Here is a 17,217-nt window from a genome sequence, read left to right as displayed (position 1 = left end):
CGCGATATATGGATTATATTGCTGTTAGCTCAACAAAAAGAACGACACGCTATGAGTAAGCCATCGGCATGGCCGCTACCGGAACAGGGACTGCGCTTTTTGGTGCCCCGATTCATCCTCGACCACCTCGACAGGCATGTATTGACACGGGAGTGCTACCCGACAGCAATCGGGTACTACCCAAGGGCAGAAGGGCATGCAATGAGTCGCGCAAGCCATGATGACTTTCTGTTGATCTATTGCGAGAAAGGCTCGGGTGAGGTCATCACCGACCACTTCAGGGGATCGGTGGGGCAGGGGGATATTCTGTTGCTGCCACGCGGAATGGCGCATAAGTATCATGCGGATAGCTCTGAGCCGTGGAGTATCTTCTGGTGTCATTTCAGGGGACAGCTTGCTGAAGAATTTGTTCGCCACATCGGTCTGCTGGATAACCTGCCTGTACTCAAGGGGACTGCTGATCCGGCTCTGGTTTCCAGTTTCAAGTCCCTGCTCAGTATCGCCAGAACCGGTTATGGCAAGACCGCATTCGTGCATTGCGCGAACCAGCTTCGACAGATCCTGACCCTGCTGGCGCGTCTGAGAAAGAAACGCGTCAGGATGCAGAAGAATTTCGATTTCGAGGCCATTCGCAGCTACATGCTGGAGAACGTTGATCAGGTCCTGACCCTGGATGAACTGGCTGCTGTGGGGAACCTCTCGAAGTATCACTTCGCCCGCAAATACAAGGAGCTGACCGGATATACGCCGTTGCAGCACTTTGCGCATCTGAAGATCGAGCACGCCTGCTACCTGCTGGACAGTACTGGCCTGAGTGTCGGGCAGATTTCCGACCAGTTGGGTTACGATGACCCCTTGTATTTTTCGCGACTCTTTAAAAAGACGACAGGACTGGCGCCCTCAATGTATCGGCAGTCTACCCATCGCTGAAACACTGAAGTGGCAGTGTTGCTGGCCCGGGATATCGCGGCTGTGGTTGCTTCCGGTGCATTTTTTTATTTCGACCCCGATCCGCTTTGACAGTACTAAAGTGCCTAACTAGGTTTTTTGTTGACTATTTAAAACAAATTTCCACGGACAGGCCGCCGATGAGTCACTTCCTCGATCGTCTAACGTTCTTTCGTCAAAAAAACGAATCCTTCTCTGGCGGACATGGCATCGCAACCGATGAATCGCGCGATTGGGAAGACGCCTATCGCAAGCGCTGGGCAGCCGACAAGATCGTCCGCTCTACCCACGGCGTAAATTGCACCGGTTCCTGTTCCTGGAAAATCTATGTAAAGGGCGGAATCGTTACCTGGGAAACCCAGCAGACGGACTACCCGCGCACACGCCCCGATCTTCCCAACCACGAGCCAAGGGGCTGCCCGCGCGGCGCCAGTTACAGCTGGTATCTGTATTCCGGCACCCGGGTCAAGTATCCGCTGGTTCGTGCGCAGATGATCGAGGCGTGGCGCGAAGCGCGCAAATCAATGTCGCCGGTGGCTGCGTGGCGCAGTATCGTCGAATCGCCGGCGAGGGATAGTTGGATTTCCCGGCGCGGGCGCGGTGGATTCGTGCGTGCTTGCTGGAGTGAGATCACCGAACTGATTGCCGCTGCAAACGCCTATACCATCGAAAAATACGGCCCGGACCGGGTTGCGGGCTTCTCCCCGATTCCGGCCATGTCGATGGTGTCGTATGCCGCAGGCAGCCGTTACCTGTCCCTGATCGGTGGCGTGCTGCTCAGTTTCTATGACTGGTATTGCGACCTGCCGCCGTCGTCACCGCAGACCTGGGGCGAGCAGACCGACGTCCCGGAAAGCGCCGATTGGTACAACTCCGGTTACCTGTTGGTGTGGGGTTCCAATATTCCGCAGACCCGTTCACCGGACGCGCATTTCTATACCGAGGTGCGTTACAAGGGCACCAAGAGCGTGGTGGTGTCGCCGGACTACAGCGAGGCGTCCAAGTTTGCGGACATCTGGCTGCACCCCAAGCAGGGCACTGATGCTGCGCTGGCGCTGGCCATGGGTCATGTAGTGCTTACCGAGTTCTATGTGAAGCGCCAGGTGCCGTACTTTGACGACTATGCCCGCCGCTATACGGACATGCCATTCCTGGTCAAGCTGGTGGAACGCGACGGGCGGCTGGTGCCAGACCGGCTGTTGCGCGCAGCCGATTTCGATGGCGCGCTGGGCGAAAGCAACAACCCGGACTGGAAGCCGGTGGCGTTCGATGAAAAGAGCGGAAAGATCGTCTGTCCTGCCGGCAGTGCCGGTTTTCGCTGGGGAGAGCAGGGTAAGTGGAATCTCGAGGAGAAAGACGGCGCCGGCAACGATACGCGCCTGCGCCTGAGCCTGGACGCGGTTACCGACGCACGGGAAGCGGTGGCCTTTCCGTACTTCGGGGGTGAGGCACCGGAGACCTTCAACAGCACCGCGCATGATGAGGTACTGGAACGCAGGATTCCTGTGATGACGGTGGATCTGAAAGAGGGCCCCTGCCGAGTCGCTTCCACCTTTGACCTGTTTCTGGCGAATTACGGTGTGGATCGCGGTTTTGGTGGCGACAATGTCGCGACTACGTTTGACGATGACGTGCCCTTCTCGCCTGCCTGGGCGGAATCCGTCTGTGGTGTGCGCCGCGACGACATCGTCCATGTCGCGCGGGAATTCGCGACCAATGCGGAGGTGACGGAAGGACGCTCCATGGTGATTCTGGGGGCCGGCCTGAATCACTGGTATCACATGGATATGAATTATCGCGGCATCATCTCCCTGCTGGTGATGTGCGGCTGTTGCGGTAAGTCCGGTGGCGGATGGGCCCACTATGTTGGCCAGGAAAAGCTGCGCCCTCAGACCGGATGGCTGCCATTGGCATTTGCATTGGACTGGAATCGCCCGCCACGGCAGATGAACGGTACCTCGTTCTTCTATGCCCACACTGACCAGTGGCGTTACGAATCTCTTAAGGTCTCGGACATTCTCTCCCCGCTCGCGCCGGAGGGGGACTGGCATCAATCCATCATCGACTACAACGTGCGCGCCGAGAGGATGGGCTGGCTACCCTCGGCGCCGCAACTAAAGGAAAACCCGATCGCGCTGGCGAAGAAGCTTAAAGCAGCCGGCGTCAAGGCCGCGGAGGCCATCCCGGAGATGCTCAAATCCGGCGAACTGTCATTTGCCTGCGAAGACCCGGACAGCCCGGAAAACTGGCCGCGCAACATGTTCTTCTGGCGCTCCAATGTGCTGGGGGCCAGTGGTAAGGGGCATGAATATTTCCTGAAGCACTTCGTGGGTTCTCTGCACGGTGTGGTGGGTACGGAAAACAGCGACGAGGCGGGCCGGCCGGAAGAGGTGGCCTGGCATGAAGAGGCGCCCAGCGGCAAGCTGGATCTGATGGTCAATATCGATTTCAGGATGTCGACCACCAGTCTCTACTGCGACATCGTGCTGCCAACGGCAACCTGGTATGAAAAGCATGACCTCAACACCTCTGACATGCATCCGTTTATTCACCCGCTGACTGCAGCGGTTGAACCAGTGTGGGAATGTCGCAGCGACTGGGAAATTTTCAAGAGCATTGCCGAGAAATTCTCCGAAGTTTGCCCGGAAATCCTTGGCGTGGAGGAGGATGTGGTGATGACACCGATCCTGCACGACACGCCGGGGGAGATCGCCCAGCCTTACCAGCCACTGGACTGGAAGCGCGGCGAGTGCGAGCCGGTACCGGGGCGCACCATGGCAAATATCGCGGTGGTGGAGCGCAACTTCCCGCAGACTTATGAGCGCTTTATCAGCCTGGGGCCGGAACTGGAAAGCAAGGGTAATGGCGGCAAGGGCCTTAGCTGGAATACGGAAACCGAGGTCAAGAACCTTCGCGAACTGAATGGCGTGCACAAGGACGGCGTCTTTGCCGGGCGCCCCAAAATCGAGACTGATATTGAAGCCTGCGAAGCCATCCTGATGCTGGCCCCGGAAACCAACGGCGAGGTGGCCGTCAAGGCATGGGAAGCCCTGGGCAAGAGTACAGGCCGGGATCACCATCATCTGGCGGAAGGCAAGGAGGAGGAAAAGATCCGCTTCCGTGATGTGGTTGCGCAGCCGCGCAAGATCATCTCCTCGCCGACCTGGTCCGGTATAGAAAGCGAGCATGTTTCCTATACCTCCAATTGGACCAATGTGCATGAGTTGATTCCTTGGCGGACCCTGACGGGACGCCAGCACCTGTATATGGATCATGCCTGGATGCTGGCTTTCGGTGAGGGCTTTGTCACCTGGCGCCCGCCCATCGACACGCGCTCTGTGAAGCAGGTAATGGGCAAGCTGTCCAACGGCAACCCTGAAATCCAGCTGAATATCCTGACGCCACACCAGAAGTGGGGGATTCACTCCACCTACACGGAAAACCTGATCATGCTGAGCCTCAGCAGGGGCGGGCCGGTTGTCTGGATCAGTGAGGATGACGCGGCGGAAGCCGGTATCGAAGACAACGACTGGATCGAAGCCTTCAATATCAACGGCTCCCTGACAGCCCGCGCCATCGTATCGCAAAGGATCATGCCCGGCTCCGCCATCATGTACCACGCACAGGAAAAAATCGTGAATACCGTGGGCTCGGAAGTGACCGGGCAGCGCGGCGGTATCCATAACTCAGTGACGCGGGTCAATATGAAGCCGACCCATATGATCGGCGGCTATTGCCAGATGGCGTGGGGTTTTAATTACTACGGCACCGTCGGTGCCAACCGGGACCAGTTTGTCATTGTACGGAAAATGAATGAAATCAACTGGTTTGACAAGGAAGTGCAGGCGCTCGAAAAGTGAGCCCTGCCGGTAGCGCCAGGCCGTTTTCCAGTAAACGGTTCTGGCAAAAATGGAAATAGGTTTCGAGCCACAGCGGCACAGGAAGGTGCGATGAAGGTCCGAGCGCAGATCGGGATGGTGTTGAATCTCGACAAGTGTATTGGTTGCCACACCTGTTCAATTACGTGCAAGAACGTATGGACAAACCGTGAGGGGGTCGAATACGCATGGTTTAACAATGTCGAGTCCAAGCCAGGCGTAGGCTATCCGAAAGACTGGGAAAACCAGGAGCGCTGGAACGGCGGCTGGATCCGCAAAAAGAACGGCAAAATTCAGCCAAAAGGGGGCTCCAAGTGGCGCTTCCTGGCAAATATCTTCGCCAATCCGGATCTGCCGGAAATCGACGATTTCTACGAGCCTTACACGTTCGAGTACGACTGGTTACAGAAAGCACCGGAACTGCAGGCGCAGCCCTCGGCGAAGCCACGCTCTCTCGTGACCGGGGAGGTCCTTAAGAAAATCGAATGGAGTGGTAACTGGGAAGATGATCTTGGCGGTGAGTTCAGGAAGCGTTCCCAGGACTATAACTTTTCCGGCATAGAGAAAGAGATTTACGGGCAGTTTGAGAAGACCTTTCTCATGTATCTGCCGCGCCTGTGCGAGCACTGCCTGAACCCGTCCTGTGTCGCGTCCTGCCCGTCGGGCGCCATCTACAAGCGCGAAGAGGATGGCATTGTACTGATCGACCAAGACAAGTGCCGGGGCTGGCGCATGTGCGTTTCCGGTTGCCCCTACAAGAAAATCTACTACAACTGGTCCAGCGGAAAGTCCGAGAAGTGTATTTTCTGTTATCCACGCATCGAGGCCGGCATGCCGACGGTCTGTTCGGAAACCTGTGTTGGGCGGATCCGCTATCTTGGTGTGATGTTGTATGACGCAGACCGGATCGAGGAAGCTGCATCGGTCGAGAACGAGAAGGATCTGTACGAAGCGCAGCGCAAAATTTTCCTGGATCCGAGTGACCCGGAAGTGCAGGCGCAGGCCTACCGGGATGGGGTACCCCGTGCATGGCTGGACGCAGCGCAAGAGTCCCCGGTCTACAAGATGGTGATGGACTGGGAGGTGGCTTTCCCGCTGCATCCGGAATACCGCACCCTACCCATGGTCTGGTATATCCCGCCACTGTCACCAATACAGTCCGCCGCAGAGGCTGGCAAGATTGCTGTCAACCACGGCATGCCCGATGTGCAATCCCTGCGGATTCCGTTGCGCTATCTCGCCAACCTGCTGACGGCGGGAGATGAAGCACCGGTTGCGAAGGCGCTGGAAAGAATGCTGGCCATGCGCGCCTATATGCGCAGCAAGACTGTGGACGGCGTAACCAACGAAGCGATTGCCACGGCGGTGGGCCTCGACAGCGATGCCATCGAGGAAATGTATCGCTATATGGCGTTGGCGGCGTATGAGGATCGCTATGTGATCCCCACCAACCACCGCGAGTGGGATGAGAACGCCTACAACCTCCGGGGGAACGCGGGCTTTGCCTTTACCGAGCCTCACAATGGCAAGAGCAAGCACAAGGACATTTTCGGCGGCCCCAAACGCATGCCGCCCAAACCCTACACGGACGTTTCCTGATGAAAAGTACTTTGCGTGCGCTGGCGATGCTGCTGAGCTACCCCGGCGGACCGCTGAAAACCCATATCGCCGAGTTGCGGCAGGTCATCGAGACCGAGCCGCTGCTGAAAAAGCGTGACCGCGCTGCGATTATGCCGCTGCTGCAGCGGATAGAGCAGTCTTCACTGCTGGACCTGCAAATCGAATATTCCGGGTTGTTCGACAGTTCCAGGGCTCTGTCCCTGCATGTCTTCGAGCACATCCATGGCGAAAGCCGTGAGCGAGGCCAGGCCATGATCAACCTGGGCGAGGAGTATGCCGAGCACGGTTTTTACATGGTTACAGAAGAACTGCCGGACTTTATCCCGCTGTTCCTGGAGTTTGTTTCCTGCCTGCCCATCGAGCAAGGGCGGGACTGGTTGTCGCATCCGGCGCATGTTTTTGTGGCGCTGGAGGAGCGGTTGAAGCAGCGGGACTCTGACTATGCCGGAGTGTTCCAGCTGCTTACCTACCTGGCCGGGGACAAGCCGGATATGGAAGCGGTGCAGGAGTTGCTGCAACGCGAGCGGACCGCTGACACGCCCACGGCAGACGAGGAGTGGGAGGAGAAGCCTGTCACTTTCTCTGCGCCGCCCACCATGCAGCCGGAAAGCGGCCTGGTTTCCAGGTTGAAGGCGGCCGGCAAGTTGATCGTAAGTTCGAGTGATAATTAAGAGGTGCACCGATGGCTGATGTCATCAATTACCTGTTGTTTGGCTGGTATCCCTACGTCGCGCTCACGGTTCTGATCCTGGGCAGTATCATCCGGTTTGACAAGGGGCAGTATTCCTGGCGTTCCCAGTCTTCGCAGTTCCTGCGTCGCAAGCAGTTGATGGTCGGTTCCAACCTGTTCCATCTCGGCGTGCTGATTCTGCTGTTCGGTCATTTCGTCGGGTTGCTGACGCCGATCGGCGTTTTCGACTACTTCGGTATCAGCCATGGTTTCAAGCAGCTGATGGCTCTGGTGGTCGGGGGTATCGCCGGCGTGCTGGCATTTATCGGCTGTAGCATGCTGCTCCACCGGCGCCTGTTCGACCCGAGGATTCGGCGCAGTTCCTCTACCGGGGACATCCTTATCCTGCTGTTGCTGTGGCTACAGATTGTCCTGGGACTGGCCACGACTTTGTGGACCATCGACCATATGGATGGCAGTGCGATGGTGCTCTTCATGGGCTGGGCGCAGGGTGTGCTGACGTTCGATCCCAAGGCGGCCGACCTGATCATCGATGCACAGCTGGTATACAAGCTGCACATAGTCCTGGGGCTGACCCTGTTCCTGGTTACACCGTTTTCCCGCCTGGTACACATCTGGAGTGCGCCCATCGGGTACCTGTTGCGCCCGGGGTACCAGGTGGTTCGCTCCCGTCGTCTCGGCAGGGAGGCACGGCCCAATGTGCCCGGTCACGCGGCACCGGACGCGGGGCCGATTGCCCGCCCGGAACCCCCGAAGTAAAGGTCTGCAATGTCAAAAGATGACGCTATTCGTTATGTAGAGCTCAAGGCCTCGCCGGAAGAGGTCGGCTATCAGGATCCGGTCTCCTTTTCTGAGCCGGTGATGCCGTCCGCGTGTCAGGCGGGCGGCTGCGGCGGCGGGTCGCCACCACAGCAGCAGGAGATTGATATCTCCGGGCCGGTGCGGGTTAACAAAATTGAAATATCTCCCGACCAGATCGCACGGGAGATGCAGAATCATCGCGCCGAAGATGCGCAATCTGCATGGGTCAGTGCGGCGCGTGCCCTTGCCATCCGTGAGCTACTGCTACAGGAGGCTGCCCGGCTGGGCATATCCGGGCGCCCGGAGAGCGACTCCGTCGAGCGGGTTGAAACCGAAACAGACGCAGATATCCGCGCGTTGCTGGAGGATCAGCTTGCGGCAGCTGAGGTACCGGAGGAAGCCTGCCAGAGGTACTACGATCAGAATACGCACAGGTTCCGGACGCCGGACCTGTTCGAGGCCGCACACATTCTGATTGAGCCGGCGGAGGACAGCGAGGATGGCTGGCAAGCGGCGAAGATGCAGGCACAACAGCTGATTGGCGAAGTTGGCCATGACCAGTCGCAGTTTGCGGAAGCTGCAAAAAAACATTCGGGCTGCCCCACCGGGCAGCAGGGTGGGGTGCTGGGGCAGGTTCGCCGCGGCGAGCTGACTCAATCCCTGCAGGATGTGCTGGAACAACTCCGGGAAGGCTGCACGGCCTCCCATCCGGTGCGCAGCCGTTATGGCTGGCACGTCGTGCGTCTGCTGCACAAGATTCCCGGGCAGACACTGCCGTTCGAGCTGGCGCAGGAAAAGATCACTGACATGCTCGAGGCCAGGGCCTGGGTAAACAGTGCATCCGACTATATCGTGGCGCTGGCCCGCAAGGGCCGCGTCGAAGGCATACAAATCGATCCGGCTGCAACGGAGTGAGAGGCATCGCCTGATGACCAGTGACAAAGACCCATCGAGGGGCGCCAAGAGCCCTGACCAGGATGCTAACTTAGACCCGGGTCTGAATCCGGACCTGCACATTGTCCGGGACGAAACCTACGGGCCTGACCAGGAAGGCCACGACCCGATGGACAGCGTATCGGTGAAGTCCCGGAAGGAAGGCCGTGCGTGGCCGTGGATCTGGGGCATTGTGGCCATCGCCTGCATCCTGATCACGATTTACCTGATGCTCCCCTGACGTTTAACCGGAATGGTTGAAGGACGCCATGACTCTACCTGCTAATGTAACCCGGTCCGACCAGAACCGCGCGCTGACGCTCAGTACCATCGCGTTTACCGCGTGTTTCGCGGTGTGGACGATATTCTCCATCATCGGGGTGGCGATCAAGGAAGAACTGGACCTGAGCGACTTCCAGTTCGGGGTTCTGGTGGCGACGCCGGTGCTGACGGGTTCATTGACCCGCCTGATTCTGGGTGTATGGACCGAGCGTTACGGCGGCAGGCTGGTGTTCACCCTGCAGATGCTCCTGACGGCACTGGCCACCTGGCTATTGACCCTGGCCAGTACTTACCCGATGTACCTGCTGGCCGCGCTTGGTATCGGCCTGGCCGGCGGTTCCTTCATCATCGGCGTGACCTACGTATCGAGCTGGTATGAACCGGAGATGCAGGGTACTGCGCTTGGCATTTTTGGTGCGGGTAACGTTGGTGCGGCAGTTACCAAATTTCTGGCGCCTTTCGTTCTGGTCGCGTTCGGCTGGCATGCAGTTGCTTATGTCTGGGCGGCGGCACTGGTATTGATGGCAGTGATTTTCTATTTTTCCGCCAAGGATCATCCAAAACTGGTGGAAGACAAGGCCGCAGGCAAGAAACCCATATCCTTTGCCGAGCAATTCAAGCCACTCAATGATATCCGGGTGTGGCGCTTCTCCCTCTATTACTTCTTTGTGTTCGGTGGTTTCGTTGCGCTGGCGCTGTGGTTACCCAATTACCTGGTGGAAGTGTATGAGGTAGACCTGAAGACTGCCGGTATGGCCGCCGCGGCATTTTCATTGTCGGCGTCGCTGTTCCGTGCCTATGGCGGGCACCTGTCGGATCGCTTCGGTGCGCGTTCGGTGATGTACTGGACGTTCGGTTTTTCCCTTGTGATGCTGTTCATGCTCTCCTACCCGCCCACGCAGTACATCATTGAAACCAAGGAAGGGCCGCTGACCTTCGCCACCGAGATGGGACTGTGGCCATTCGTGGTTACCCTGTTTGTGCTCGGTTTCTTCATGAGCCTGGGCAAGGCTGCTGTCTATAAACATATCCCGGTCTACTACCCGCACCACGTCGGTTCGGTGGGCGGACTTGTCGGCATGATTGGTGGCCTCGGTGGCTTTGTCCTTCCCATCATCTTCGGGGTGATGATGGACCTTACCCATATCTATACCAGCTGCTTTGCCGTTCTCTTTGCCGTTGTGCTTGGCTCGCTGGTCTGGATGCATTATGCAATTGGCAAGGAAGAGAAACTGATTGCAGCGGGCGGGCCGGAGCGTGACCAGGAGCTGGCTGCGGAACAGCGGATGGCCGCTACAGCTGAAGCAGATTCCCGGGTGCTGACCGACTGGCGTCCCGAGGAACCAGAGTTCTGGCGGGATACCGGTCACAAGATCGCGCGCCGCAATCTCTGGATCTCGATTCCCGCGCTTTTGCTGGCTTTCTCCGTGTGGATGGTCTGGTCCATCGTTGTGGCGAAGCTGCCATCGATCGGTTTCGACTTCAATCCGTCGCAGCTTTTCTGGCTGGCTGCGTTACCCGGTTTGTCGGGCGCCACCTTCAGAATTTTTTACAGCTTTATGGTGCCGATCTTCGGCGGGCGTCTGTGGACCACACTCTCCACTGCCTCGTTGTTGTTGCCCGCAATCGGTATGGGCTATGCCGTGCAGAACCCGGACACGCCGTTTATCGTGTTCCTGATCCTCGCATTGCTGTGTGGCCTGGGTGGCGGTAACTTCGCATCCTCCATGGCCAATATCGCATTCTTCTTCCCGAAGGATGAGAAGGGCAACGCATTGGCGCTGAATGCGGGGCTGGGTAACCTCGGTGTTTCCGTAATGCAGTTTGTGGTGCCGCTGGTGATCACGGTCAGTGTATTCGGGGCCATTGGCGGTGAACCCCAGAAGGCCGACGATGGCACACTGATGTGGATGCAGAACGCGGGCTTTGTCTGGGTGCCGTTTATCGCGCTCTCTGCCGCGGCAGCCTGGTTCGGCATGAATGATATTGCGGAAGCAAAATCCAGTTTCAGCGAGCAGGCGGTAATCTTTAAGCGCAAGCATAACTGGCTGATGTGTATCCTCTACACGGGCACTTTCGGCAGCTTTATCGGCTACTCTGCAGCGTTCCCGTTGCTGGCGCGGCTGCAGTTTCCCGAGGTGAATGCGCTCAAGCTGGCATTCCTGGGGCCGCTGGTGGGTGCACTCAGCCGGGCGGCAACCGGCTGGATCTCGGACAAGTATGGCGGCGCGCGTGTTACTTTCTGGACCTTTGCTGGCATGATCGCCGCGGTATACTGTGTGATTCATTTCGTTACCAATAGCGACCAGCCCGGGGCCTTCTGGGGATTCTTTGCGTCTTTCCTGGCCTTGTTCTTCCTCACAGGTGTGGGCAACGCGTCTACGTTCCAGATGATCCCCAATATCATGGGCAGTGAAATTCCCCGCTTGATGCCGAATCTGCGCGGCGAGGACCTGATGCGCCAGGTGGAGCGCGAGAGTGCGGCCATTATTGCGTTTACCAGTGCGATTGCGGCTTACGGAGCCTTCTTCATTCCGAAGTCCTACGGTACATCGATCGAGCTGACAGGCAGTCCGCTCGCCGCACTGTGGTGCTTCCTGGTCTTCTATATCGTCTGCCTGTTGCTCACCTGGTATTACTACTCTTCCCGTCGCGGGTTGCTGTATGACATTGAGCGGCAGAAAAAATGAACTGAAAGCAGGGTTGGACCGATGAGAAAATTTTTGAGTATTGCTGCGGCTACCGTGTTGCTGGCCAATCCGGCATTCGCCCAGCAGGCGAGTGATGTGCCGGATGCTGGCAGCTCGGCCGCCAAAAAGCAGGACGTAAAAGAGCGTGAAGCGCAGCTGGAAAAGCAACAAGAAAAGCAGCAAGAAAAGCAGGAAGCGTTGAAAGAGGAGCAGCGCGAGCGCGCTGAAAAAGAAGCAGAACGCGCGCAAGAGCAGCGCAAGCAGGCGGAAGCCCAGGCAGAAGCTGCGCGAAAGAAAGCTGAAGCAGAGCGCAAGCAGCAGGAGAAGGCCAGAGAAGGTAAAAAGAAGCTGGACGGACAGCAAAAGGAAAAGGCCAAGAAACCGACCGAACCCTCCCGCGGACAGAAAGAACAGAAACAAAAAGACAAGGAAAAGGATTGGTGGCGTTTCTGGGAGGATTCAGGCGCCCCCTGAAGGACTGCAGCTACTCCCTATTCGTTTTTGACTCTCCAAACACTACTCGCCATACTCTCCGGTGATACCAGGGTCGGTTGCCGGCCCTCACAACTCAATAAAAAGCTGACTCGTTGCGGAAGTTTTTCGCCATTCGGCGCAGGACACTATCTATCGGGACTACAGGGAAATACTAATGAAAAATATAGTACCAGTTGTCATGACTGCCATGTTGCTGTCTGGCCCGGCGTTGGCGCAGCAAGCTCCGGATGTACCGGAGAAAGCCAAACCCGGCATGGAAAAGAAGGAAGCGAAAGAGCTGGAAAAGCAGGCGAGAAAAGAGCAGAAAGAAGCCATGAAGGCGCGAGAACACGCAGAAAAGGAAGCTGCCAAAGAGGCGGAGCGACAGCGCGAGCGTGCGGAGGAACAGGCGGAAGAGCGTGCAGAGGAGGCCAGGGAGCAGGCAGAAGAACAGCGCAAGCAGAAGGAAAAGCAGCTGAAAGCGCAGGAAAAACAGGCCAAGATAAAGGCCGAGCAGGAAATGAAAGAGCTGGATAAAGGCTCGGAACAGGGCAAGAAAGCCCGGGAAGAGAACCGCAAGAAGTGGTGGCGCTTCTGGGAAGACTGATCTTCACCTGACACAGGCCAGTGGGCGGGACATGGGCCCCGCCCGGGGCCGACAATTATTGCTCGTCCTTGTCCTTGAAGATGGCAACACCCTGTTTGCCATTGGAGAGGCGCCACGCCCGGTACATCCCCTCGGTATTGAACTCCAGCGCAATGTTGCCCATATGGTCAATGGCGACGATACCGCCGGTGCCGCCGGCCGGCAGTAACACATCCTGAATCACGGTTTTGGCGGCAACACTCAGGTCCTGCTTGCGGTAGAGGATGCGGCTGCAGACATCGGCGGCAACATGGTAGCGGATGAAGTATTCGCCGTGCCCGGTCGCGGAGACCGCGCAGCTCTTGTTATCCGCCCAGGTACCGGCGCCGATTACCGGCGAATCGCCAACCCGCCCCCAGCGCTTGGCCGTCATGCCGCCAGTGGAAGTACCGGCTGCGAGGTTACCTTTCTTGTCCAGTGCCGCCACGCCAACGGTGCCAAACTTGTAGTCCGGGTCTGTCAGGGTGCCGCTGGTTTCCAGGGAGGCTTTTGCCTTGTCCAGTTGCTTGCGCCGGAAATCGGTATTGAAATAGTTGTTGTCGACAGTCTCAAGGCCCGCGTCTTTCGCAAAAGCATCCGCTCCGGCCCCTGAAAGCATGACATGCGGGGACCTGTCCATTACCGCACGGGCCGCGAGAATCGGGTTTTTGACACTTTTAACGCCGGCAACTGCGCCCGCATTGCGGTCCTTACCGCTCATGATGGAGGCATCGAGTTCGTGTTCGGCATCGAAGGTGTATACAGCACCCTTGCCGGCATTGAACAGCGGCGAATCCTCCAGAATCAGAATGGCCTTTGTGACCGCGTCGATTGCTGAGCCACCGGTCTCCAGTACATGGTACCCAGCGTCCCGGGCCTCAGCCAGTTTCTCCCGAAAGGCGGCCTCCTGCTCTTTGCTCAGGTTCGCTTTTGAGATGGTACCGGCACCACCGTGCAGGACCAGGCCAAATTTGGCTGCCCAGGCGGGTGCTGACAGGGTCAAGAAAGCAAGAAGGAGGACCTTTTTCATTTTTTATCCGTAGTCTGGTGATTCAGGAAGGCGACGATGCGCAAAGGGCCGCCACTGCCGCCTTCAATTTTCATCGGCAAGGCGATCACATAGGCGCCTTTGTCTGGGAGCTTATCCAGATTGGCAAGATTTTCAAAGGCCGGGATGTTCTTTTCGAAGAGGATCCGGTGGGCCATGAAGTCCTTTGACTGTCCGTAGTCGATGCTTGGGGTATCGAGCCCGACTGCGTCGATGTCCCGCTCATCAGCGAGGAAACGTGCCGCGTCCGGATGCAGGCCGGGGAAGTGCAGCGCGTCCACTGCAGCCTTGCCACGCCTGTCGGTGCCCATATAGGCGACTTTGTCGCCGTACAGAGGTGCCGAGCCCGTATCGAAGAGTACTATCGCACCGGTTGCTATCCGGCCATGTTTTTTCTCCCATGCCCTGATATCCGCCACGCTGATCAGGTAATCACGGTTTCCGGCGGCCCTGTCACCCACCCGAATCACTACGGCCGGGCCGGTCAGGCGCGTGATGGGTATCTGGTCGGTTGTGTGCCGGCCCTCGGCAAAGTGCACCGGTGCATCCAGGTGTGTGCCGCCGTGCTCGGCGGTACTGAATTCATAGGCCGTGTAGTACCAGCCGCCGTCGGTATGGCCTTCCGCAATAGTGGACTTCCTGAATTCCGGCGAGGTTGGCCAATAGATGCTGTCGCTATTGAAAGGGTGGGTAAGGTCTATCCATTCCCCGGGCCTGTCCAGCTGCTGCGCAAAAACGCATAGCGGCGACACCAGTAAGGCGAACCGGATGGTTTCCCGAAGCATGGCCCTTCTAATGGCGGATTAGCGGGGAAACAGCAGGGTAAAAATCAGGCGGCCACCCCAGCCCTCTGGCGAGCCGGTGGTGTCATCCACCCAATAGCGTGCACCCCCGCCAACCTGGATCATCTGCCCACCAACCGTAAGGACTTTTGTAACCTGCATGTTTATCGGCACAGACCATTCCTCATCTGTCCAGCTATAGGTGCTCTCTGAATTCATGGAGAATGTCCAGGCACTCTTGGTCGTATAGGCGACAAACGGCTGCAGGAAAGTGTTGTTGAGGTCCACACTGTTTCCAAACGTCGTGATGTGGTTGACAAGGGAGCCATACGTCCAGGGACCGGACTGGCGCAAGGCAACCCCTGTTGGCCCCATGCCGAAGGTGTCGAGGCCGGTCAGGTCATCTGTGGCGGTGGGCAGCAGGAAAACCGGACCGGCGCCCCAGGTCCAACCCGATTCCGAGGGTTCCTTGGGAGAGAAAAACATGCTGGTGAGGTTATCACCTAGCGCCTGCTGGCTGCCGGCGCCGGGGAAGATTCCGGATTGGTCGATGACCGGCAGGATCGAGCGAATGATCAGGTTCCAGTCTTCGTTGATGGAAATAGGAATCACCGGCTGGATATTAAGCTGCCAGCGGTCGCCACTGTCGTTAGGGCCGATGTTTTCATCATAATTGAACTGGAAGGGCACGCTGATCAGCGAGGCGATGGGGTTTGCCAGTTTCTTGGCCGCTTCCTCCGCGCTGACGGCGCCACTGCTCTGGACTTCTTCCCGCACTCCTGCGGTGTCTTCTCCGGGGTTCTGGGCGAAAGCGGGTCCGGTAAGTAGTGTCGTCAGCGTCCAGGCCGCCACATGGGTAACCAGCGTTCTGCTGTCCAATTGGTGCTTCATGAGAACTCCCTTCCCGGATCCGGTTTAGCTGTCCATCCCTTGTAAAAACTTTAGCAGAATAACCGCTCGCGAAATTAGCAAGACAATCCCGTCGATCTATTCCCTGATGCGAAAGCTACTATTTTGAATCTCCAATTTTAGCGATTCCGACGATTTGCATATCGCATCATTGGGATAGGAAAAAATCTGCCACTAAGTCTGCTTTGCAGTACTAAAGTTTCTCTGAGTAACTCCTTTTTTCTGGCGCTGGTTATGGTCTGGAATGTGATGTCCTTTCGAACTGCTGCAATAACTCTGCTTTCTTTTGGCCTGGCTATGTCTTTTGGTTGCGACAGAAAGTCGGAGACGGAGCAGGCTACTGCACCACAGGCCAAGACAGTGCTGGCCGTGAAGACGGAACGCAGAAAGTTCCGGCCCACATTTGAGCTGCCGGCTGTTGTGGAAGCGGTAGAAACCGCGCAGCTGTACCCGCGCGTGAAGGGGATCTTGCGTGAAGTGAATGTCCTGCCCGGCGCGACAGTCGAGAAAGGGGATGTGGTCGCTCGTCTCGATGCGGATGAATTCCAGCAGGCGCTGGAGGAAGCTGAGGCCGGGTTAAGGGAAGCCGTCGCCTCTGCCGAGCAGGCAAAGGGGAATTACAGCAGGGCACAGGAATTGCGGCCGAAGGGATACATCTCCGCGCAGGATTTTGACAAGGCTAAAGCACTGGCGCTGGCCGCGGATGCCAAAGTTGCGAAAATGGAAACCCTGGTCAAGCGAGCGCGCCTGAATCTCGACTATACGGAAGTCCGGGCGCCATTCCGCGGCAAGGTATCCAAGCCCGCCTATGCAGTGGGTGACATCGTTGCGCCGCAATCACCGTTTGTTCCCATTGTTTCGCTGGTCAAGCTGGATCCTGTGTATGCTGTCGCGCATGTAGACCAGAAGAGCTACACCGAGTTCATTGAGAAAAGATCAGATTTACGCGAACGCGGCATTCAAATTCCGGAAATGCATATCTCCTTGCTGACGCCCGGCGGCAAGCAGTATCCCTATGAAGGAAAGTTTCTGGAGTGGGATGCAACAGCTGCATCGAGCAAGGGTACTATCGCAGGGCGGGTTTCATTCCCTAATCCCGAGGGCACTCTGTTACCTGAGGAAAATGTCACTCTCAAGGGCAATTTTCTGGAAGAGATAGAACGGGTGATGGTCCCGCAAAAGTCTGTCTTGCAGGACCAGCAGGGACATTATGTTTTCGTGGTGAACAGCGAGGGCAAGGTTGAGCGCAAGAACATCGAGGTTGGCATCCGGGTTGGACCGGATTGGGCAGTGTCGCAGGGTCTGGAGCCCGGCGAACAGGTGATCGTAGAGGGCTTGCAGAAGATCAGGGCCGGGGAGGCTGTCCAGGTAGAGCATGTACCGTTCCAGGAGCCGGACACTTCCACGGATATCAACCGCGCGGGAAAAATTACCTTGCAGGATGAAAACGGCCAGACAATGCAACAGGGGCAGCAGCCTGAAGGAGACGATACGCAGGAGCGCGGCAAGTAGCGACGTCAATGGACTGAGGTAAGC

The 17,217-nt window shown here is 57.5% G+C and carries 14 protein-coding genes; 11 read left to right on the top strand and 3 right to left on the bottom strand.

Going from position 1 to position 17,217, the window contains the following annotated elements; all coding sequences use genetic code 11:
- Positions 1-51: 51 nt before the first annotated feature.
- The 10 genes from QSJ80_RS13350 (at position 52) to QSJ80_RS13305 (ending at position 12,924) form a co-directional block, all read left to right on the top strand.
- A complete protein-coding gene (locus QSJ80_RS13350) occupies positions 52-930 on the top strand; it encodes an AraC family transcriptional regulator (RefSeq protein WP_285764968.1) in 879 nt (292 codons plus the stop codon).
- Positions 931-1,088: 158 nt separating this feature from the next.
- Entirely contained in the window at positions 1,089-4,808 is a 3,720-nt protein-coding gene (locus QSJ80_RS13345; RefSeq protein ID WP_285764967.1) for a nitrate reductase subunit alpha, read from the top strand.
- 90 nt (positions 4,809-4,898) lie between these two features.
- Positions 4,899-6,425 (top strand): nitrate reductase subunit beta, encoded by a 1,527-nt coding sequence (narH, locus tag QSJ80_RS13340; RefSeq protein WP_285764966.1) that lies wholly within the window; start codon positions 4,899-4,901, stop codon positions 6,423-6,425.
- Positions 6,425-7,117 (top strand): nitrate reductase molybdenum cofactor assembly chaperone, encoded by a 693-nt coding sequence (gene narJ, locus QSJ80_RS13335; protein ID WP_285764965.1) that lies wholly within the window; start codon positions 6,425-6,427, stop codon positions 7,115-7,117. Before narH ends, narJ begins: the two co-directional genes overlap by 1 nt.
- An 11-nt stretch (positions 7,118-7,128) precedes the next feature.
- On the top strand, positions 7,129-7,896 hold the full coding sequence (narI, locus tag QSJ80_RS13330; protein ID WP_285764964.1) for a respiratory nitrate reductase subunit gamma: 768 nt from the start codon (positions 7,129-7,131) through the stop codon (positions 7,894-7,896).
- A 9-nt stretch (positions 7,897-7,905) separates the two neighbouring features.
- Positions 7,906-8,853, top strand: coding sequence for a peptidylprolyl isomerase (locus QSJ80_RS13325; RefSeq protein WP_285764963.1), 948 nt, complete (start codon positions 7,906-7,908; stop codon positions 8,851-8,853).
- 13 nt (positions 8,854-8,866) lie between these two features.
- Positions 8,867-9,112, top strand: coding sequence for a hypothetical protein (locus QSJ80_RS13320; RefSeq protein WP_285764962.1), 246 nt, complete (start codon positions 8,867-8,869; stop codon positions 9,110-9,112).
- A gap of 28 nt (positions 9,113-9,140) precedes the next feature.
- The gene (locus tag QSJ80_RS13315; protein ID WP_285764961.1) at positions 9,141-11,843 is read left to right on the top strand and encodes a nitrate/nitrite transporter; all 2,703 of its coding nucleotides are present in this window, start codon (positions 9,141-9,143) and stop codon (positions 11,841-11,843) included.
- Positions 11,844-11,864: 21 nt separating this feature from the next.
- The gene (locus tag QSJ80_RS13310; protein WP_285764960.1) at positions 11,865-12,317 is read left to right on the top strand and encodes a hypothetical protein; all 453 of its coding nucleotides are present in this window, start codon (positions 11,865-11,867) and stop codon (positions 12,315-12,317) included.
- Positions 12,318-12,492: 175 nt separating this feature from the next.
- Positions 12,493-12,924, top strand: coding sequence for a hypothetical protein (locus QSJ80_RS13305; RefSeq protein ID WP_285764959.1), 432 nt, complete (start codon positions 12,493-12,495; stop codon positions 12,922-12,924).
- Positions 12,925-12,979: 55 nt separating this feature from the next.
- Here QSJ80_RS13305 and QSJ80_RS13300 read toward each other — a convergent pair whose 3' ends face one another.
- The 3 genes from QSJ80_RS13300 to QSJ80_RS13290 are packed head-to-tail and all read right to left on the bottom strand — an operon-like array spanning position 12,980 to position 15,663.
- On the bottom strand, positions 12,980-13,972 hold the full coding sequence (locus tag QSJ80_RS13300; RefSeq protein ID WP_285764958.1) for an isoaspartyl peptidase/L-asparaginase family protein: 993 nt from the start codon (positions 13,970-13,972) through the stop codon (positions 12,980-12,982).
- Positions 13,969-14,775 (bottom strand): cyclase family protein, encoded by an 807-nt coding sequence (locus tag QSJ80_RS13295; protein ID WP_285764957.1) that lies wholly within the window; start codon positions 14,773-14,775, stop codon positions 13,969-13,971. The genes QSJ80_RS13300 and QSJ80_RS13295 overlap by 4 nt, the downstream gene beginning before the upstream one ends.
- Before the next feature lie 18 nt (positions 14,776-14,793).
- Positions 14,794-15,663 (bottom strand): transporter, encoded by an 870-nt coding sequence (locus QSJ80_RS13290; protein ID WP_285764956.1) that lies wholly within the window; start codon positions 15,661-15,663, stop codon positions 14,794-14,796.
- 315 nt (positions 15,664-15,978) lie between these two features.
- On the opposite strand from QSJ80_RS13290, the gene QSJ80_RS13285 reads away from it, so the two are divergent.
- Complete coding sequence (locus tag QSJ80_RS13285) at positions 15,979-17,193, top strand: efflux RND transporter periplasmic adaptor subunit (RefSeq protein WP_285764955.1); 1,215 nt, start codon at positions 15,979-15,981, stop codon at positions 17,191-17,193.
- The last annotated feature ends 24 nt before the right edge of the window (positions 17,194-17,217 follow it).

Source organism: Biformimicrobium ophioploci (assembly GCF_030270605.1).
Classification (GTDB): domain Bacteria; phylum Pseudomonadota; class Gammaproteobacteria; order Pseudomonadales; family Cellvibrionaceae; genus Biformimicrobium; species Biformimicrobium ophioploci.
This window is presented reverse-complemented; position numbering and strand designations above follow the sequence as displayed.